This window comes from Microbacterium sp. B35-04 (genome assembly GCF_010634885.1).
Taxonomy (GTDB): domain Bacteria; phylum Actinomycetota; class Actinomycetes; order Actinomycetales; family Microbacteriaceae; genus Microbacterium.
In genome coordinates this window covers 16223-36073 of record NZ_MWLP01000014.1, presented here as the reverse complement: position 1 = coordinate 36073, position 19851 = coordinate 16223, and the positions used below count along the sequence as shown (strand labels likewise).

Below are 19851 nucleotides of genomic sequence, written 5' to 3'. Positions count from 1 at the left end.
CAGCGATCTAGTCCTGGGCGTCGAAGCCCAGGCTGAGCTTGCGCAGCAGGGCTGCCAGCCGCTCGCGGTCGCCGCGCGAGAGCGTGTCGAGGAGGAGCGCCTCGGCATCGACGAGACGCGTGATCGCGGCATCCACCCGGATCTTCCCCTCGTCGGTCAGCGTGACCAGCACGCTGCGACCGTCGTCGGGGTCCGACTCGCGGCGCACCAGCCGGCGGCCGACCAGGCGATCGATGCGGTTCGTCATCGTGCCGCTCGACACGAGCGTCTGCTGCAGCAGCTGCTTCGGGCTCAGCTGGAACGGCTCGCCGGCGCGACGCAGGGCCGACAGCACGTCCCACTCCCACGGCTCGAGCTCGCTGCGGCGGAACGCGTCGCGGCGCGCCCGGTCGAGGTGACGCGACAGCCGGTCGACGCGAGACAGCACGCCCAGCGGCGAGAAGTCGAGGTCGGGGCGCTGCGTCGTCCACGCCTCGACGATGCGGTCCACCTCGTCGCTCTGCCCCGTCATGCCCCCATTATCGCGGTGTCGTGCACCCGAGCGCGGGCCGAGCCCGGCGACACGGTCTGGCAGACTTGTCGGGCGGCATCCGGAGCATCGGTCGCCGTGGTCCGCCGTGGTGTAATGGCAGCACGACAGCCTTTGGAGCTGTGAGGCCCAGGTTCGAGTCCTGGCGGCGGAGCATGACCGACACCCCCCGCGACCGCGCTCTGGCCATCATCGTCCTCGCCGCCGGCCAGGGCACCCGCATGAAGTCCTCGCTGCCGAAGGTGCTGCACCGCATCGGGGGTCGCCCGCTCGTCGGGCACGTGCTCGACACCGCCCTCGCCCTCGAGCCGGAGCGGGTCGTGGTGGTCGTGCGGCACGAGCGCGACCTCGTCGCGGGTGCGGTCGCCGAGGCCGCGCCAGGTGTCATCGTGGTCGACCAGGACGAGATCCCGGGAACCGGCCGTGCGGTCGAGGTGGCCCTCGACGCGCTCGACGACTTCACGGGCGACGTGCTCGTGCTGAGCGGTGATGTGCCGCTCCTCGATGCCGATACCCTCGCCGAGCTCGTCCGCCGGCACCGCGACGGTGCCGTCGCCGCGACGGTGCTCAGCGCGTCGCTCGACGATCCCACAGGCTACGGCCGCGTCATCCGTGACGCCGACGGCGCCGTGTCGCGGATCGTGGAGCAGAAGGATGCGGCGGCGGATGAGGCATCCGTCTCCGAGATCAACGCGGGGGTGTACGTCTTCCAGCTGCAGGCGCTCCGCACCGAGCTGGCGCTCGTCGGAACCGCCAACGCGCAGGGCGAGAAGTACCTGACCGACGTGGTCGAGCTGCTGCGCGGCGATGGCCTCGCCGTGGCGGCGCAGACCGCTCCGGATGCCGCCGCCGCCCTGGGCGTCAACGACCGCGTGCAGCTGGCCGAGGCCGCTCGGCTGCTCAACGCCCGCACGGTGCGCCGCTGGCAGCTCGAGGGCGCGACGATCCTGGACCCTGCGACGACCTGGATCGACGTCACCGCGACGCTCGCCCCCGACGTCACGGTGCTCCCGAACACGCACATCCTGCGGGCGACGACGATCGCGACCGGTGCCGTCGTCGGGCCCGACACGAGCCTCGTCGACTGCGAGGTGGGCGAGGACGCCACCGTCACCCGCACCGACGCGACGCTCGCCGTCATCGGCGCCCGCGCGACGGTCGGCCCGTTCGCGTACCTCCGACCGGGCACCTACCTCGGGGAGAACGGCAAGATCGGCACCTTCGTCGAGACGAAGAACTCCACGATCGGCGCGGGCAGCAAGGTGCCACACCTGTCGTACGTCGGCGACACCACGATCGGCCGCGGGGTCAACCTCGGCGCGGGTGCGATCACCGCGAACTACGACGACCTGACCAAGCACCGCACCGAGATCGGCGACGAAGTGCACACCGGCTCGCATAACGTCTTCGTGGCGCCCGTTAGGATCGGAGACGGCGCGAAGACGGGGGCGGGGGCGGTCATCCGAAAGGATGTGCCCGCCGGTGCTCTCGCTCTCAGCGTGGCCCCTCAGCGCAACGTCGAGGGGTGGGTCGAGCAGAACAGACCGGGTACCGGAGCGGCGGACGTCGCCGCCAAGGCCCGCAGCGCACAGAAGGCGGACGATGGCGCGCAAGAAGAAGACCGTTGAACTCGACCGGGCGAATGACATCGCCCCGGGCCTCGTCGCCAAGACGAAGAAGCGGCTCGTCATCGCGCGCGGGAGCTCGCACCCCGAGCTCGCGGCGCAGGTCGCCGAGCAGCTGAGCACGGAGCTGGTGCCCACCGAGTACCGCACCTTCGCGTCCGGCGAGATCCTGACGCGGTTCGAGGTCTCGATCCGCGGCTGCGACCTCTTCCTCATCCAGAGCTTCGGGCCGCCGGTCAACGAGTGGATGATGGAGACCCTCATCATGCTCGACGCCGCCAAGCGCGCGTCGGCCAAGCGCATCACCGTCGTCGCGCCGTACTTCCCCTACTCCCGCCAGGACAAGAAGGGCCGCGGCCGCGAGCCGATCAGCGCGCGACTGGTCGCCGACCTCTTCAAGACCGCGGGGGCCGACCGCATCATGAGCGTCGACCTGCACGCCGCGCAGATCCAGGGCTTCTTCGACGGTCCGGTCGACCACCTGTTCGCCAAGCCGGTGCTGCTGGAGTACTTCGAGAACACGCTCAGTGAACCAGACCGCGAGCGCCTCACCGTCGTCTCGCCCGACACCGGGCGCGTGCGCGTCGCCGACCAGTGGTCCGACAGCCTCGGCGCGCCGCTGGCGATCATCCACAAGCGCCGCGACCCCAACGTCGCCAACCAGGTCACCGTCAACGAGATCGTCGGCGCGGTGGACGGCCGCGTCTGCCTGCTGGTCGACGACATGATCGACACCGGCGGCACGATCGTCAAGGCCGCCGAGGCGCTCAAGGCCAATGGGGCGACCAAGGTCATCGTCGCCGCGACACACGCGATCTTCAGCGATCCGGCGGCCGAGCGGCTGCAGAGCCCGGCGATCGACGAGGTCGTGGTGACCGACACGGTGCCGATCCCCGACGAGAAGCGGTTCCCGAGCCTTACGATTCTGCCTATCGCCCCGCTGCTCGCACGGGCGATCCACGAAGTGTTCGAGGACGGCTCCGTCACCAGCATGTTCGACGGGGCGGCCTGACGCCGGCACAGGGTCTCACCACCGACTCCGCGGCGGCGACGGAAGGACGTAGCATCCATGACGCAGCCGCTGGATTCCGCACCGCTCGACTCCGGACAGATGACGGAGGCCCGCCTCACCGTCGCCCGTCCCTGGGGGCTTCCCGTCGAGCAGGTGCTGGCGCAGCTCGACGCCGACGCCGGGGGACTGCGGGCGGCTGACGCCGAGGCGCGCCTCGAGATCGCCGGTCCCAACCGCCTGCCGGATCCCGTGCGCAAGCCGGCGGTGCTGCGCTTCCTGGCGCACTTCAACGACACCCTGATCTACATCCTGCTGGGCGCCGCCGTCATCAAGGCGCTCATGGGGGACTGGCTCGACTTCTGGGTGATCATGGTCGTCGCAGTCATCAACGCCGTGATCGGGTACATCCAGGAGGGGCGCGCCGAGAAGGCCCTCGCCGGCATCCGGGGCATGCTGTCGGCCGACGCCAGCGTGCGGCGCGACGGCGGCTGGGTGACCGTGCCTGCTGCCGATCTGGTGCCGGGCGATGTCGTGCGGCTGATGCCGGGCGACAAGGTGCCTGCCGATCTGCGGCTGCTGCAGGCGTTCCAGCTGCGCATCGACGAGGCCGCGCTCACCGGCGAGTCCGTCCCGTCGTCGAAGACCACCGAACCGTCGGCGCCCGAGGCGGGCGTGGGGGACCGGGGATCGATGGCCTTCTCGGGCACCATCGTGAGTGCCGGTCAGGGGCGCGGTGTCGTCACCGCGACGGGCCCCACGACCGAGCTCGGCCGCATCCAGAGCCTCGCCGACGAGGCCGAGTCGCTCGCGACCCCGCTCACGCGTCAGCTCGACGGCTTCGGGCGCGTGCTCACCGTCGTGATCCTCGCGATGGCCGCGATCATGATGATGATCGGGCGGTTCCTGCACGGGATGCCGTACCCCGAGCTCATCTCGGCGGCGATCGGCTTCGCCGTGGCGGCGATCCCCGAGGGCCTGCCGGCGCTCGTGACGATCCCCCTCGCCATCGGCGTGCAGCAGATGGCCCGCCACAACGCCATCACCCGCAAGCTCCCCGCGGTCGAGGCGCTCGGCTCGGTGACGACGGTGTGCTCCGACAAGACGGGCACGCTGACGCGCAACGAGATGACGGTGCGGCACATCGTCACGCCGCTCGGCCAGTACGACGTGACCGGGCTCGGCTACGTCCCCGAGGGCGAGATCGTCCCGGCGGGCACGGGCACGGGCACGGGCACGGGCACGGGCACGGGCACGGCCGCGGACGCGGTGCCGGGGGCGGCCGCCGACCGCGGCGATCTGGCCGCGATCCTCGCGATCGCGACGCTGTGCAACGACGCGCACATCGTGCGCGGCGACGACGGCGCGTGGAACCTCGTGGGCGAGCCGACGGAGGGCGCCCTCAAGGTCGTCGCGATGAAGGGCGGCGTCGGGAGCGCCGGCGGGCGCCGGGTCGCCGTCATCCCGTTCGACTCGGCCCACAAGCTGATGGCGACGCTCAACGAAGGGGCCCGTTCGGGTGGCGCGGCCGGCGAGGTGTCGCGGGCGATCCTCGTCAAGGGCGCGCCCGACCGGCTGCTCGAGCGGTCGCTCACGCAGCGCGGCGCCGACGGGTCGGAGCCGCTCGACCTCGCCCGGTGGGACGCGGCCGTCGCCGACCTGAGCTCGCAGGGTCTCCGCGTCCTCGCGGCGGCGCGCAAGCCGGTGCGGCCGACCACCGACGAGTTCGAGCTCGACGACCTCATCGACCTCGAGTTCATCGGGCTGTGGGGGATCGTCGACCCGCCCCGGCCCGAAGCGGTCGAGGCCATCGCGGACTGCCACACCGCCGGCATCCGCGTGAAGATGATCACGGGCGACCACGCCGGCACAGCCCTCGCCATCGCGCACGAGATGGGTCTGGCGGGCGCCGACGCCGAGGTGCTCACCGGCGCCGAGCTCGAGGCGCTCAGCCAGGAGCAGCTGCGAGAGGTCGTGCGCGACGTCGACGTGTACGCCCGCACGAGCCCCGAGCACAAGATCCGGATCGTCCGGGCGCTGCAGTCGCACGGCGAGGTCGTCGCCATGACCGGGGACGGCGTCAACGACGCGCCCGCCCTGACGCGCGCCGACGTCGGGATCGCCATGGGCATCAAGGGGACGGAAGCCACCAAGGAGGCCGCCGAGTTCGTGCTGGCCGACGACAACTTCGCGACGATCCGCAGCGCGATCGCCGAGGGCCGGCGCATCTACGACAACCTCCGCAAGTCGATCGTGTTCCTGCTGCCCACCAACGGCGCGCAGTCGCTCGTGATCCTCGTGGCCGTCGTCTTCGGTCTGGCGCTGCCCATCACGAGCGTGCAGGTGCTGTGGGTCAACATGGTGACGGCAGTGACCCTGTCGCTCGCGCTCGCGTACGAGCCCGCCGAGCGCGGCATCATGCGCCGTCCGCCGCGCGCCACCGGCGGCCCGATCATCGATCGCCGCGAACTGGGGTTCGTGCTCCTCGTGTCGTTCGTCATCGGCGGCGCCGCGATGGGCGTCTTCTACGGCGTCGTCGCGGCGGGGGAAGACATCGAGGTGGCCCGCACCGAAGCGGTCCTCATGCTGGCGCTGGGCCAGCTCGCGTACCTGTTCAACTGCCGGTTCCTCAGCCGTTCGAGCCTCACGCTCGACGTGCTGCGCGGAAACCGCGCGGTCTGGTGGTCGGCCATCGCCCTGATCGTGCTCCAGGTGATCTACACGTACGTGCCGGCCATGAACGTGCTGTTCGATTCGCGGCCCTTGGCGGCGACATCCTGGATCCTTCCGATCGTCGTGTCGATCGGCATCTTCCTCGCGGTCGAGGCGCTCAAGGCCGCACTGCGTGCGCGCGGCACGACGTCGTCCTCCGCCGACGCGCTCAAAGGCGGCTCATAGGACGGGTTGGCAGGATCTTCCCGACGCTGCTGCGTCCGCCGCTCGCACCGACCGAGCACCGACCGAGCACCACGAGCCAGGAGGACCGTCATGATCCGCACCGCACTCGCTTCCCGCCCCGGCCGCGCCGGGGCCGCGCTGACCGCCGTCACCGGGATCGCCCTCCTCGCCGGCTGTGCGCCGACGGCATCGGAGGCCGAGGAACCGGCCACGACCGACACCACGGAGAGCACCGACACCGGCTCGACCGACGCAGGCTCCGCAGGCACCGGCTCGTACGCCGACGGCACCTACACGGCTGACGGCTCGTACGCCACGCCCGAATCGGTGGAGACGATCTCGGTCACCGTCACCCTCGAGGGTGACGTGATCACCGACGTCGAGGTGACCGGCGACCCGCAGAAGCGCGAATCGGAGCAGTACCAGGGCGAGTTCATCGGCGGCATCGCCGACGTGGTGGTGGGACAGGACATCGACGACATCCAGGTCAGCCGCGTCGCGGGATCCTCGCTCACCAGCAACGGGTTCAACGAGGCCATCGAGACCATCAAGGCCGAGGCGGCGAGCTAGGCCGTGACAGGGGCGCCGGCGCCGTGGCGCTTCGACGCCATCGGCACGACGTGGGAGATCGTCACCGAGCACCGCCTGCCCACGGCGGTGCGCGACGAGGTCTCCTCCCGCATCGACGAATTCGACCGCACGTGGTCGCGGTTCCGCGTGGACTCTGCGGTGACCGCCCTCGGGCGCAGCGGGGGCACGATCCCTGCGCCCGCGGACGCCGTGCCGATGCTCGACGCCCTCGCGGCCCTCTCGAAGGCGACGCAGGGCGCCGTCAACCCGCTCATCGGGGCGTCGCTCGACGCCCTCGGCTACGACGCCGGGTACACGCTGCACGACCATGGGGCGCTCCCTGCCCCGGCCGACTGGCGGCAGCGGCTCACCTGGGACGAGGGGCGCCTCGCGCTCATCGAGCCCGCCACCATCGACGTCGGCGCCCTGGGCAAGGGCCGCCTCGTCGACCTCGTGCTCGGCATCCTGATGCGCACCGAGACCGGCGACATCACGGTCGACGCCGGCGGCGACCTCGCGGTGCGGGGGCGGCCGCAGCGCATCGGGCTGGAGCATCCGTTCGATCCGCGTCGTGCGATCGGCGTGTGGGCGGTGACGGATGCCGCGCTCTGCGGCTCCGCCGTCAACCGGCGCTCATGGCCCTCTGCTGTGGGCACGATCCTGCACCACGTGCTCGACGCGCGCACCGGGCAGCCGGTGCGGACGATCGCCGCGACGTGGGCGGTGACGCAGGATGCGATGATCGCGGATGCCGTCGCGACGGCCCTGTTCTTCGACGGCGGCCCTCGCCTCGCTCACGAGTGGGGCGTCGACTGGGTGCGCATGACCACGGACGGCCGCGTGGAGTGGTCTCCGGGCTGCCGCGCCGATCTGTTCGTGCGAACGGACCGCGGGGCCCGGACCGCGCCGGCTTCGCGACCGAATAGCCTTGAGCAGTGACCGAACCCCGCCCCGAACCCCCCACCGGACAGGTCGTCGCCGTCGCGCGCGACGACGCGCATCGCTTCAGCAAGCCGACGCGCGAGAGCATCGCCCTGATCGCGGGTCTCGGCGTCGAGGGCGACGCCCACGCCGGCACCACCGTGCAGCACCTGTCCCGCATCCGGCGAGACCCCACGACGCCGAATCTGCGGCAGGTGCACCTGATCCACGCCGAACTGTTCGACGACATGGCCGAGCGGGGCCACGAGGTGCACCCGGGTGCGCTGGGCGAGAATGTCACCACCGCGGGCATCGACCTGCTCGGGCTGTCGCGCGGCACGCGCCTGGAACTGGGCGACGAAGCCGTGGTCGAGATCACGGGCCTCCGCAACCCCTGCGTGCAGATCGACGGCGTCTCGGCAGGGCTGATGAAGGAGCTGGTCCACGTCGACGACACGGGCGCCACCGTGCGCCTGGCGGGCGTGATGTCGGTCGTGCTCGAGGGCGGCATCGTGCGCCCGGGCGACGGCATCCGTGTCATCCCGCCTGCGGGCCCCCACGAGCCCCTGCAGCCGGTGTGACCCCGATGGGCACCCTCACCGCCGTCTGGAACCGCGTCTTCGCGGTGCTCGGCCGCATGTCGATGTACCGCCTCGTCTACCTCGCGCTCGCCGCGCTGGCCGTCGTGGCGCTGCTGCTGTCGTTCTTCGGCCTCGTCGGCCCCGATCCGCTGCAGCTCGTGGTGACGCTCGCCGTGCTCGCGGCCGTGTGCGTGGGGGTGGATGCCGCGGCCCAGCGCCTGCTGAACCTGCCCTGGCGCCTGGAGTCCTCGCTGATCACGGCGCACATCCTGCTGTTCGTGCTGCGTCCCACGATCGAGCTCGCCGGTCTTCTCGGGATCGTGATCGCGGCCGCCGTCGCGTCGCTGTCGAAGTACGTGCTCGCCTGGCGCGGGCGCCACATCTTCAACCCCGCAGCCGTGGGCGCGACGGTGCTCACCCTGCTGAGCCTGGTGTGGCCGGATCTCGGCGCGTCGTCATGGTGGGTCGGGACGCCGGCGCTCGCGGCGCCCGTGATCCTGCTCGGGCTCGCGGTGCTGGTGCGCACCGAGAAGCTCAGGGTGGTCGCGGTGTTCCTGGTGTTCGCGGTCGCTGTGGCGGTCTTCCGCACCGCTGCGCAGTACCAGGCGGCCGGGGTCGACCTCGATGTGCTCGACGTGCTGTGGCCGGTGCTCTGGTCGTCCCCGTTCCTCTTCCTCGGCGCGTTCATGCTCTCCGAGCCGCTCACGCTGCCGCCGCGGCGCTGGCAGCAGCTCACGGTGGCCACCGTCGTCGGCGTGCTGGCGGGCTGGCCCATCCCCATCGGCGACATCACCCTCGGCCAGGAGCGGGCGCTGCTCGTCGGAAACCTCGTGGCCTTCGCGTTCGCGGTGCGCACGGCCGTGCGGCTCACCCTCGTGTCGCGTTCGGAGCGCACGCCGAGCGTGCAGGAGCTGACGTTCCGGGTGCATGACCGGCTGGCGTTCCTCCCGGGTCAGTACCTCGAGCTCGAGGTGCCGCACCGCCACCCCGACGCCCGGGGCACGCGCCGCGAGTTCAGCATCGCGTCGGCCCCCGAAGAGCTGCCGCTCCTGAAGGTCGCGTTCAAGGACGGCAAGACCACCAAGCCGCTGAGCTCGTACAAGAAGGCGCTCGCAGAGGTGCAACCCGGCGACGCCCTTGCGATCACGGGCGTCTGGGGCGACTTCCTGCTGCCCAAGCGAGACGCCGCGCCGATCCTGATGGTGGCCGCCGGCATCGGCGTCACGCCGTTCGTGTCGCAGCTGCGCCACGCGCAGGAAGCGGGCCTCGACCGCGACATCGTGCTGGTCTACGTCGCGTCCGACTCCTCGGAGCTCGCGTACCGCGACGAGATCGCGGCATCCGGAGCCCACGTCATCGTGTTCACGCGCGATCGACCGGCCGACCTGCCCGACCACTGGGTCTGGGCGCGGGGCGTGCGCCTCGACGCCGACGGGCTGCTGCGTGTGGTGCCCGACATCGCCTCGCGGCACGCGTACATCTCGGGCCCGGCGGCCCTGATCGCCGATCTCGCACCGGCGCTCGAGCGCGCCCGCTCGATCACCACGGACGCCTTCAGCGGCTACTGAGGGCCGGGGCTCAGGCCGGGCCGGCGGGTCGAGCGGGCAGGCGCACCTCGAACGTCGTGTCGCCGGGAACGCTGTCGACACGGATGCTGCCGCCGTGGGCATCGACGATGGCTCGGGCGATCGAGAGGCCGAGGCCGGTGCCGCCGGTCTGGCGCGCACGCGAGCGGTCGGCGCGCGAGAACCGCTCGAACAGCTCGTCGCTGATCGACGGATCGATGCCGGGTCCGTTGTCGTGCACCCGGAGTACCGCGGTGCCGTCGTCGCGAGCGACGCCCACCGTCACGGTCGTACCTGCCGGCGTGTGGGTGCGGGCGTTGGCCAGGAGGTTGGCGGCGACCTGGTGCAGCCGGCCGGTGTCGCCGGCGACGAGCACGGGCTCATCGCCCACCTCGAGCACCCACTCGTGGTCGGGACCCGTGGGCCGCGCATCGCCGACCGCGTCGATCACGAGCCGCGTCAGGTCGACCGTGCCGTAGACGAGTTCCTGGCCTTCATCGAGGCGCGCCAGCAGCAGCAGGTCCTCCACGAGCGAGGTCATGCGCAGCGACTGCGCCTGGATGCGCTCGAGCGACGCCTCTGTGGTCTCGATGGTGGCGGCGCCCTGACCGCGGCTGAGCGCCTTGAGCGAGAGCTCGGAGTAGCCGCGGATCGACGAGAGCGGAGTGCGCAGCTCATGGCTGGCGTCCGCGACGAACGCGCGCATGCGCTCCTCGTTGCGCTGACGCGCCGTGAGCGACTCGTCGACGTGGTCGAGGAGCGTGTTCAGCGCCTCTCCCACCCGGCCGACCTCCGTGCGGGGGTCGGCCTCACGTGCCGGCACCCGCTCGGCGATGGTGACCTCGCCCTGGTCGAGCCGCTGCGTCGAGACCCTGGCCGCGGTGTCGGCGACGGCGCGCAGCGGCGCGAGGCCCCGGCGGATGGTCCAGGCCGTGGCGACCGCGAGGAGGAGGAGCCCGCCTGCCGTGAGGAGGCCGATCGTCGTGAGCATGCGGCCGATCGTCGCCGCGACGTCGTCGCGGGACAGTCCCAGGACGACGATGGATCCCCCGACCGGCTCTCCCTGCACGCGGAAGGTCCCCACGTCGTCGATCTTCACGACGAGGGGGCCTTCGTCGGGGATGCGTTCGATGAGCTGCGCGATCTGGTCCTCGGTGAGGGCCTCCACCGAGCCATCCTCCGCGGTGTAGGCGGCCGTCGGAGCATCCGGAGGCGTCTCGACGACGAGCAGGGTTCCCGGCGGCATCGGCTGCTCGGCGAGGATCTGCTCCGCCGTGAAGCCGGCGGCGATGGGTCCGCGAACCATGTTCGCGGTGCGTGCGGTCTGCGACTCCAGGTCCTTCGCCAGGCCGTCCTCCAGGACGCTGCCGAGGATCGCGCTGGTCGCGACCGCGACGAGCACCATGATGAACGACGTGATGCCCACCACCGTGACGATGAGCTTGCGCTGCAGCGTCCACGGCGCTCGGCGGGGGAGCGGCCTGTCGGCGGGCGAGCCGGTCGCGGTGTCGGACGCGTCGAGGGGGGCTTCGGCGGCCGCCGAGGCGCCGGCCGCGGCATCCGTCCCCGTCTTCGCCGCGGGTCCTCCGGCGGTCCTGTCGGTCACTGGGGCGCCTTGATCATGTAGCCGACGCCGCGCACGGTGTGGATGAGGGGCTCGCGACCGGCGTCGATCTTCTTGCGCAGGTACGAGATGTAGAGCTCGACGACGCTGGAGCGGCCGCCGAAGTCGTAGTTCCACACGCGGTCGAGGATCTGCGCCTTCGAGACCACGCGGCGCTGGTTGCGCATGAGGTAGCGGAGCAGTTCGAACTCGGTGGCGGTGAGCTCGATCTCCTCGCCCGAGCGCTCGACCTCGTGGCTGTCCTCGTTGAGGCTGAGGTCGCCGACGCGGAGGATCGGCTCCGCCCCTGCCGCGTGGGCGGTCCCGGCGCGGCGCATGAGGCCGCGGAGACGTGCGACCACCTCCTCGAGGCTGAAGGGCTTGGTGACATAGTCGTCGCCGCCGGCGGTGAGCCCGGCGACACGGTCGTTCACGGCATCCTTCGCGGTCAGGAACAGCACCGGAACGTCGTCGCCGGCCTGACGCAGCCGCTGCAGCACGGCCATGCCGTCGAGGTCGGGCATCATGATGTCGAGCACCATGGCGTCCGGCTCGAACTCGCGCGCCGCCTGCAGCGCCTCGAACCCCGAGCCGGCCGTCCGCACCTCCCAGCCCTCCATGCGCAGCGCCATCGACAGCAGGTCGGTGAGCATCTGCTCGTCGTCCACCACGAGCACGCGGAGGTTCGAGCCGTCGGGACGCAGCAGGGTGGGCGGGGGGTTGGTCATGCGTCCAGTGTGGCGGTCTTCCTATGTGGTTCCTATGGAGCCCGCTATGCGCCGGCTGTGAACCGCGCCGCCGACGCGGGCTTCGCCGCGGCATCCGGCTTCATACCGTCTCCATAGCTCCCGCTGGCGGCGCACATGAGCGGGCTCCGTAGCTTCCCCTCGACGGCCGGCATTCCGCCCGCCGAGAGGAGACCCATGTACCTGACCTATCTGCGGCGGGAGCTGGCCGGCCGCAAGAAGCAGACGATCATCGTGGCGGCGGGCCTCGCGATCGCCATCGCGCTCGTGATGATCGTGAACTCGCTCGCCGCCGGCGTCAGCGCCGCGCAGGCCGAGGCGCTCGAGTCGGTGTACGGCGTCGGCACCGACCTCACCGTCACGGGCGCGCAGGCCGAGCCCGGGCAGGGCGGCGCGCGCTTCGACTTCGCCGAGGACGGCGGTGAGACCACCGACGACGGCACCACCGAGCTCAGCCAGTCGCGCCTGGTGACCGAGCCCATGCGCTCGACCCTCGACGTGTCGACGCTCGACACCGTCACCGGCGTGGAGGGCGTGGCCGCGGCATCCGGTGCGCTCAGCCTCACCAACATGACCTTCGCCGGGGAGCTGCCCCAGCGTCCTGATGACTCGGGGGACTCCACCCAGGCCATGCCCCCGCAGCAGACCGAAGGCGAGGCCGGGGGCGGCGGATTCGTCGGCGGCTCGTTCGACGTGGATTCGTTCACGGTGCTCGGCATCGACCCGTCGGCGGATGCCGTGGGTCCGCTGTCCGCTGTGGAACTCGGCGACGGCCGGGGCCTCGAGGCATCCGACGCCGGCGCGTACGTGGCGGTGCTCGATGCGATCTACGCCGCGACCGCCGACCTCGCGGTCGGCGACACCATCGACGTCGGCGGCGAGGAGTTCGAGGTCGTCGGGATCGCGGCATCGACCTCGGACGAGGCCGACACTGCGTCGAACGTGTACATCCCGCTGGACGTGGCCCAGCAGCTCTCGGGCGCGGGAGACGTGATCTCGACGGTCTACGTGCAGGCCGAGACCTCCGACGACATCTCGGCGGTGCAGACGGCGCTCCAGGAGGAGCTGCCCGAGGCGACCGTGAGCTCGCAGTCCGAGCTCGCCTCGACCGTGTCGGGGTCGCTCTCGAGCGCGTCGTCGCTGATCACGAACCTGGGCACCTGGCTGTCCCTCATCGTGCTCGTCGTCGCACTGGTGCTCGCGGTGCTGTTCACGATCTCGGGCGTCTCGCGCCGCACCCGCGAGTTCGGCACGCTCAAGGCGATCGGCTGGTCCAACGGCCGCGTCGTGGGGCAGGTCGCGGGCGAATCGGTCGTGCAGGGGCTCATCGGCGGTGTCGCCGGTCTCCTGATCGGCTTCGCCGGCATCCTGGCCATCAACCTCATCTCGCCCACCATCTCGACGGCTCCCGCCGCCGAGAGCTTCGGCCCCGGTGACGGCGGGGGCGCGGTGTCCCGCGGTGGCCCGTTCGGCGCTGCGGTCATGCAACAGACGGGAGCCGACATCGTGCTGCAGGCGCCGGTCACGCTCTGGGTCGTCGTCGCGGCCGTCGGCATCGCGGTGCTCGGGGGCCTCGTGGCCGGCGCGTTCGGCGGCTGGCGGGCCGCGCGGCTGAGTCCCGCCGAAGCGCTCCGCTCGGTCGGTTGAGGCATCCGATGTCCGACGCCATCCGCACCGCCCCCGAACCCGTCTCCGCAGAAGCCATCTCCGCAGAACCCGCCTCCAGGAAGGGAGAGCACGTCATGACCATGATCGACACCGAGGCCCATTCGGCTCCGGATGCCGCAGCCCCGGCGCAGTACCGGCTCGAGGGTGTCACCCGCACCTACACGCAGAAGGGCCGCATCGTGAAGGCGCTGGCCGGCGTCGACCTCACGATCGACGCGGGAGACTTCGTCACGATCCAGGGACCGACCGGCGGGGGCAAGTCCACCTTGCTGCAGCTGCTGGGTGCGCTCGACCGTCCCAGCACCGGCTCGGTGCACCTGGGCGAGATCGACATCGCGACGGCGAGCAACCGCGAGTTGGGGCGGATCCGCGCGCACGAGATCGGTTTCGTGTTCCAGGGGTTCAACCTCATCCCGACGCTCACCGCGCACGAGAACGTCGACATGGCGCTGGAGCCGCTCGGGCTGTCGAAGGACGAGCGCTCCGCCCGCGTCACGGAGGCCCTCTCGCACGTCGGTCTCGCGGACCGCGCCGACCACCGCCCCGGTGAGCTCTCAGGCGGCCAGCAGCAGCGGGTCGCGATCGCGCGCGCGATCGTGAAGCGCCCGCGCGTCCTCCTCGCCGACGAGCCGACCGGCAACCTCGACGAGAGCATGCGCGACGAGATCCTCTCGGTGCTGCAGGCTCTCAACGCGGAAGGCCTCACGCTCATCGTCGTCACGCACGACTCCGCTGTCGCGCGCCGCGCCCGGCGCCGGCTGCGTCTGGACAAGGGCTCGGTGCGCGAGATCACCCGCCGGTGATCGGCCGGCGCCGCTGATCAGCCCGACGCTGATCAGCCCGACGCTGATCAGCCCGACGCTGATCAGCCCGACGCTGATCGGCCGGCCGAGCGCGCATGGGCCGCGATGCGATCGAACAGCGCGTCGCGGCCCTCGTCGATCCGCTGCTCGTCGGGGTGCGCGTCGTAGTGGGCGAGGATGCGGCGGGCGCCCTCGTCGAAGGTGATCGTGGTGCGGAAGTCGGGCACCAGCTGCGTCACCTTCGACGCGTCGAACAGCATCGAATGGGCCTTGTCGCCGATGAGAGTGGGCCCGAGTTCCGGCGCGAACGCCGCAATCGTGTCGGAGGCCACGTGCACGAGGTCGGGGGAGTCCACCCCCGCGGCATCGGCCAGCCAGCCGTAGATCTGGTTCCAGGTCGGCGCGTGCGTCCCGGTGATGGTGAACGCCTCGCCGATCGCGGCCGGATTGCCGAGCAGCCCGGTGAACGCGACCGCGAAGTCGTCGGAATGCGTGATGGTCCACTGGCTCGTTCCGTCGCCGTGGACGATGACGGGGCGCCCCGCGCGCATGCGCGCGATGTCGGTCCAGCCGCCGATGGTCGGCAGCAGTCGCTCGTCGTAGGTGTGCGACGGCCGCACGATGGTCACCGGCAGGCCGCGCTCGCGGTGTGCGGCGACGAGGACGTCCTCACACGCGATCTTGTCGCGCGAGTACTGCCAGAACGGGTTGCGCAGCGGCGTCGACTCGGTCACCGGCATCCGGCGCGGCGGCTTCTCGTAGGCGGATGCCGAGCTGATGAACACGTACTGCCCGATGCGGCCCTCGAACAGCTCGAGGTCGGTCGCGATGTGCTCGGGTGTGAAGGCCAGGAACTCGGCGACGACGTCGAACCGGCGGTCGCCGAGGGCGGTGCGCACTGCGCCGGCGTCGCGCACGTCGGCCTCGATCAGTTCGACCTGCGGCGGCAGCGGGCGTCTCGCGGTGCCGCGGTTGAGCACCGCGACCTCGTGCCCGAGTGCCACGGAGCGGCGCACGCACGCCGCGCTGATCGTTCCGGTACCGCCGATGTAGAGGATGCTCGTCACCCACGCGAGCCTACGCCGGACGGGGACACCCCGCGGCGGAAGGCGCTCTCTCGCTGACGGCGAACATCTTCCCCGATGTCGGCGGGGGCCTCTAGCGTTGCCGTCATGAGCAACGACGACCTCAGTGCCGGATCCGTCGGCACCGTCATCCGTCCGGGCGACTCCGAGTGGGAGTCCGCCCGCCGTTTCCACTCCGGCATCGGCGAACCTGCTGCCGTGATCCGCGCCGCGAGCGTCGACGACGTGCGCGGCGCCGTCCGCTACGCCGCAGCCGAGCGGCTCGACATCATGATCCGCGGCGGCGGCCACAGCGCCTGGGGCGGGGTGCCCGGTGGCCTCACCCTCGACATCTCGGCCCTCGACGCGGTCGAGGTCGACGGCACGCGTGTGCGCGTCGGCGGCGGTGCCCTCTGGGGCGGCGTCGCCCATGCGCTCGCCGAACGGGGGCTCGGGCTCAGCTCGGGTGACACGGCCTCGGTGGGCGTGGGCGGTCTCACCCTCGGTGGCGGCATCGGCTGGATGGTGCGGGCGTGGGGACTCGCCGCCGATCAGCTGGTGGGGGCGCAGCTCGTCACCGCGCGCGGCGACGTGGTCGAGGTGACCCAGACCTCGCACCCGGAGCTGCTGTGGGCGCTGCGCGGCGGCGGCGGCAACTTCGGCGTCGTGACGCGGTTCGACTTCGAGGCACACCCGCTCGACGGCGTCGTGCATGCCGTCTACGGGCTCGAGGGGGACGCGCGCCCGGTCCTGCGGGTGCTGGCCGATGTCCTGGCCGACGCCCCGCGAGAGCTCACCGTCACCTACATGGACGTCCCCGCGATGGACCCGAATGCGCCGGCGGGCGCCTCGATCACGGCGGTGTGGGCCGGCACCGATGAGGACGCCGCCCGTCGTGCGCTCGCGCCGCTCGCGGGTGTGCCCGGCGTCACCGAGAGGGAGTTCGGCGTGCAGGACTACCCCGACGTGCTGCTGGAGGCCCCCGAGTTCGATCCCGAGCAGCCGATGCCGGGCTTCGTCGGAGGGAACACGCTGCTCGGGGCGCTCGACGACGACGCCATCGACCGCCTCGTCGCGTTCCGCGAGCAGCACCCGGCCTCCGTGGTGCTGCTGCGCTCGCTCGGCGGCGCGTACGGCGACGTCGCACAGGACGACACGGCCTTCCCGGCGCGTGACGCGACGTGGTTCGCGATGGCCGGGGCGTTCGACATCCCCGGCATGCTCGACGACGCGGGGCGTGCCGACGTCACCGCCGAGTGGGAGGCCGTCGAGGCCAAGGGCTCAGGCGTCTACGGCAACTTCACCGTCTCGACGGACGAGACGATCGCCCAGCGCATGTACCCGCCGGCGACGATGGCGCGTCTGGCCGCGGTCAAGCACACCTGGGATCCGGGCAACATGTTCTGCCGCAACCACAACGTGAAGCCCGTGCCGAACGGCCACGCGGGCTGACGCGGGGCGCGGACGCAGATACGCACCGAGGGCGGATCCCCGTGATGGAGACCCGCCCTCGGTGTTTCGAGCTGATGTGTCGACCTGACGTGGTGTCCGGCGCGCCGGACCCGCGTCAGTGGGTGTCTTCGGCCTCGATCTCGGTGCGGTCGCCCGACCACAGCGTATGGAAGGTGCCGTCCTTGTCGACGCGCTTGTAGGTGTGGGCGCCGAAGAAGTCGCGCTGACCCTGGATGAGCGCGGCCGGCAGGCGCTCGGCGCGCAGGCCGTCGTAGTACGACAGCGACGATGAGAACGCGGGGGCCGGGATGCCGGCACCGGCCGCCGTCGACACGATCCGGCGCCAGGCGCCCTGTGCGCGGCCCAGTGCCTCGACGAAGTACGGCGCGGTCAGCAGCACGGCAAGATCCGGCGTCTCGTCGTAGGCGTCGGCGATGCGGTTGAGGAACTGCGCGCGGATGATGCAGCCCGCGCGCCAGATCTTCGAGACCGCGCCGAGGTCGATCTGCCAGTCGTACTCGGCAGCGCCCGCGCGGATCTCGTCGAAGCCCTGCGAGTACGCGACGATCTTCGAGGCGTACAGCGCGAGGCGCACGTCCTCGATGAACGCGTCGGCGTCCTCGACCGCGAGGCCCTCGCCCGGGCCGGGCAGGTCGCGCGAGATCTCGCGCTGCTCGGGGTGCGACGAGAGCGAGCGGGCGAAAGTGGCCTCGGCGATGCCCGAGACCGGCACGCCGAGCGACAGCGCGGTCTGCACGGTCCACGCGCCGGTGCCCTTGGCGCCGGCCTGATCGAGGATGACGTCGACGAGCGGACCGCCGGTCTCGGCATCCACCTGGCGGAGCACCTCGGCGGTGATCTCGATGAGGTACGACTCCAGCTCGCCGCGGTTCCACTCGGCGAACACGTCGGCGATCTCGGCCGGCGTCTTGCCGGTGCCGCGCCGGATGAGGTCGTACGCCTCGGCGATCAGCTGCATGTCGGCGTATTCGATGCCGTTGTGCACCATCTTCACGAAGTGGCCGGCGCCGTCGTGGCCGATGTGCGTGACGCACGGCTCGCCCTCGGCGACCGCCGCGATGGACTTGAGGATCGGGCCGAGGGTCACCCACGATTCGTCGGAGCCGCCGGGCATGATCGACGGGCCGTTGAGGGCCCCCTCCTCGCCGCCCGAGATGCCGGCGCCGACGAAGTTGATGCCCGTCTCGCGCACGGCCTTCTCGCGGCGGATCGTGTCGGTGAACAGCGCGTTGCCGCCGTCGACGATGATGTCGCCGGGCTCGAACACCTCCACCAGCGCGTCGATGACGGCGTCGGTGGGGCGGCCGGCCTTCACCATGATGATCGCGGCGCGCGGCTTCTGCAGCGACGCGGCGAACTCCTGGTACGAGAACGCGGGCACGAAGCCGGCCTCGGGGTGGGCGGCGAGCAGCTCGTCGGTCTTGGACCGGCTGCGGTTGTGCACCGCGACGGTGTTTCCCTCGCGGCTGGCGAGGTTGCGCGCGAGGTTCGACCCCATCACCGCGAGACCCACGACGCCGATGTTCGCCGTGGCCACACGATCGGCCCCGGGACCCTTCGGCTCCGGGGTCTGGCGGGCCACGTCCTCGGGTGCCGGTGCGGCCTCGTGCGCGGTCGTCGCCTCGTCAGGAGCCTGGTCCTGATCCGTCGAGATGTTCGTCTCGGCCTGATTGCCGCTCGCTGAAGGGTCGTTCGAAGACACACGCGCTCCTGAGGTTAGATCGTCTCTTTCAGCCTAGAGTCTGACGGGTCCGTGTTACGCCGCAGCGGCGGGACGCTCACACTCCGAACCGGCCGGGTGTGACGCGTCGTCCGGCGGTGGGCTACCGTGGCCGTCGTGACCGAGCCCTTCCTTCCGGGGTCCCCCCTCCCGGAGCCCACTCTGCCGGAGCACGCCGCGCCGGGAGCCGCCGACCTCAGCCCCACAGCGGCGGCGCGGATCGTGGTGATGGGACCGAGCGGTTCGGGCAAATCCGCCGTCGGTCTGGCGCTGGCGCAGCGCCTCGGACTGCCGTTCGTCGATGCGGACGATCTCCATCCCGCGGCGAACGTCGCCAAGATGGCCGCGGGGTTCCCGCTCGACGACGGAGATCGGATGCCGTGGCTCGACGTGGTGGCCGCGGCGCTGCGTGATGCGCCCGGGGGAGTGGTGATGGCCTGCTCGGCACTCGCCCGCCGGTACCGCGACCGCATCCGTGGCGGAGCGGCGGCACCCGGCGTCGTCTTCGTCGAACTGCGCGTGCCGCGGGACGAGCTCGCGCGTCGCATGGGCTCGCGCGAGCACTTCATGCCCTCGTCGCTGCTGATCTCGCAGCTGCAGACGCTCGAGCACCTCGAGCCGGATGAGGCGGGGGTCGTCGTGGCGGGCGACCCGCCGCTGGCCGATGTCGTCGACGCCGCGTTGGCGGCGCTCGAGCGGTATCAGTCCTTGCGGTAGCCCTGGCGGCCGAGGCTCCAGAACGCCAGCGCGGTCAGGAGGGCACCGACCGCGGCCATGGCGCCGATGAGCCAGAGAAGAGCGTGGCTCAAGAAGCCGTAGTCCATGGGGTCCTCCGTGGGAGCGGGAAGCAGTGCGTTCCTCATCGTAGCGGGGGCGCTGGTAGACTCGTGTCGAACTTCGGCGAGGGATGCCTCGCGCCCGTCGATTCCGGTGGGCTGCGGCATCCGTGATCGACGCAGTGATGCCGGCCCAACGGGCTTTCCTCACGCGCGTGCGTTCGAGTCGAAGACATCCCGAATACCCCGGGCCCGCCACCGCGCAGGCCGAGTCAGAACGGCCACGCGCCGCAGCTTACC

At 71.5% G+C, this 19851-nt stretch carries 17 protein-coding genes and 1 tRNA gene; 12 read left to right on the top strand and 6 right to left on the bottom strand.

What is annotated here, in order from left to right:
* Positions 1–7 precede the first annotated feature (7 nt).
* Positions 8–511 carry a MarR family transcriptional regulator gene (locus B1729_RS04310; protein ID WP_163618628.1) on the bottom strand — a complete coding sequence of 168 codons (504 nt, stop codon included), beginning with the start codon at positions 509–511 and terminating at the stop codon, positions 8–10.
* A 100-nt stretch (positions 512–611) separates the two neighbouring features.
* Between B1729_RS04310 and B1729_RS04305 the strand changes: the two genes are divergently transcribed.
* From B1729_RS04305 to B1729_RS04270, 8 genes are all read left to right on the top strand, one after another.
* Positions 612–683: transfer RNA gene (locus B1729_RS04305), tRNA-Gln, on the top strand.
* A 1-nt stretch (position 684) separates the two neighbouring features.
* Complete coding sequence (gene glmU / locus B1729_RS04300; protein ID WP_163630891.1) at positions 685–2157, top strand: bifunctional UDP-N-acetylglucosamine diphosphorylase/glucosamine-1-phosphate N-acetyltransferase GlmU; 1473 nt, start codon at positions 685–687, stop codon at positions 2155–2157.
* Positions 2132–3166, top strand: coding sequence for a ribose-phosphate diphosphokinase (locus tag B1729_RS04295; protein ID WP_163618630.1), 1035 nt, complete (start codon positions 2132–2134; stop codon positions 3164–3166). Before glmU ends, B1729_RS04295 begins: the two co-directional genes overlap by 26 nt.
* Before the next feature lie 57 nt (positions 3167–3223).
* Positions 3224–6061 carry an HAD-IC family P-type ATPase gene (locus B1729_RS04290; protein WP_163630889.1) on the top strand — a complete coding sequence of 946 codons (2838 nt, stop codon included), beginning with the start codon at positions 3224–3226 and terminating at the stop codon, positions 6059–6061.
* A gap of 90 nt (positions 6062–6151) precedes the next feature.
* Positions 6152–6631 (top strand): FMN-binding protein, encoded by a 480-nt coding sequence (locus tag B1729_RS04285; protein ID WP_163630887.1) that lies wholly within the window; start codon positions 6152–6154, stop codon positions 6629–6631.
* A 3-nt stretch (positions 6632–6634) separates the two neighbouring features.
* The gene (locus B1729_RS04280; protein WP_163630885.1) at positions 6635–7570 is read left to right on the top strand and encodes an FAD:protein FMN transferase; all 936 of its coding nucleotides are present in this window, start codon (positions 6635–6637) and stop codon (positions 7568–7570) included.
* Positions 7567–8133, top strand: a complete 567-nt coding sequence (locus B1729_RS04275) for an MOSC domain-containing protein (RefSeq protein WP_163618634.1) — start codon at positions 7567–7569, stop codon at positions 8131–8133. Before B1729_RS04280 ends, B1729_RS04275 begins: the two co-directional genes overlap by 4 nt.
* Before the next feature lie 5 nt (positions 8134–8138).
* On the top strand, positions 8139–9701 hold the full coding sequence (locus tag B1729_RS04270; RefSeq protein ID WP_163618635.1) for a flavodoxin reductase: 1563 nt from the start codon (positions 8139–8141) through the stop codon (positions 9699–9701).
* Between the two features lie 10 nt (positions 9702–9711).
* Here B1729_RS04270 and B1729_RS04265 read toward each other — a convergent pair whose 3' ends face one another.
* Both B1729_RS04265 and B1729_RS04260 read right to left on the bottom strand, forming a co-directional pair.
* Positions 9712–11103, bottom strand: coding sequence for a HAMP domain-containing sensor histidine kinase (locus tag B1729_RS04265; protein ID WP_163630960.1), 1392 nt, complete (start codon positions 11101–11103; stop codon positions 9712–9714).
* A 197-nt stretch (positions 11104–11300) separates the two neighbouring features.
* The gene (locus tag B1729_RS04260; RefSeq protein ID WP_163630883.1) at positions 11301–12029 is read right to left on the bottom strand and encodes a response regulator transcription factor; all 729 of its coding nucleotides are present in this window, start codon (positions 12027–12029) and stop codon (positions 11301–11303) included.
* Positions 12030–12224: 195 nt separating this feature from the next.
* On the opposite strand from B1729_RS04260, the gene B1729_RS04255 reads away from it, so the two are divergent.
* Positions 12225–13694, top strand: a complete 1470-nt coding sequence (locus B1729_RS04255) for an ABC transporter permease (RefSeq protein WP_163630881.1) — start codon at positions 12225–12227, stop codon at positions 13692–13694.
* 95 nt (positions 13695–13789) lie between these two features.
* A complete protein-coding gene (locus B1729_RS04250) occupies positions 13790–14518 on the top strand; it encodes an ABC transporter ATP-binding protein (RefSeq protein WP_163630879.1) in 729 nt (242 codons plus the stop codon).
* 62 nt (positions 14519–14580) lie between these two features.
* On the opposite strand, the gene B1729_RS04245 is transcribed toward B1729_RS04250, so the two are convergent.
* Positions 14581–15585 (bottom strand): SDR family oxidoreductase, encoded by a 1005-nt coding sequence (locus B1729_RS04245; protein WP_163630877.1) that lies wholly within the window; start codon positions 15583–15585, stop codon positions 14581–14583.
* A gap of 105 nt (positions 15586–15690) precedes the next feature.
* Between B1729_RS04245 and B1729_RS04240 the strand changes: the two genes are divergently transcribed.
* Entirely contained in the window at positions 15691–17034 is a 1344-nt protein-coding gene (locus B1729_RS04240; RefSeq protein WP_163630875.1) for an FAD-binding protein, read from the top strand.
* Between the two features lie 115 nt (positions 17035–17149).
* Here B1729_RS04240 and gndA read toward each other — a convergent pair whose 3' ends face one another.
* Positions 17150–18592: an NADP-dependent phosphogluconate dehydrogenase gene (gene gndA / locus B1729_RS04235; RefSeq protein ID WP_275575837.1), complete on the bottom strand. Its 1443-nt coding sequence runs from the start codon at positions 18590–18592 to the stop codon at positions 17150–17152.
* Positions 18593–19003: 411 nt separating this feature from the next.
* Between gndA and B1729_RS04230 the strand changes: the two genes are divergently transcribed.
* Positions 19004–19492 (top strand): gluconokinase, encoded by a 489-nt coding sequence (locus B1729_RS04230; protein ID WP_163630958.1) that lies wholly within the window; start codon positions 19004–19006, stop codon positions 19490–19492.
* Here B1729_RS04230 and B1729_RS20865 read toward each other — a convergent pair.
* Positions 19477–19599 (bottom strand): hypothetical protein, encoded by a 123-nt coding sequence (locus B1729_RS20865; RefSeq protein ID WP_275575836.1) that lies wholly within the window; start codon positions 19597–19599, stop codon positions 19477–19479. The genes B1729_RS04230 and B1729_RS20865 overlap by 16 nt on opposite strands.
* Positions 19600–19851: the final 252 nt, after the last annotated feature.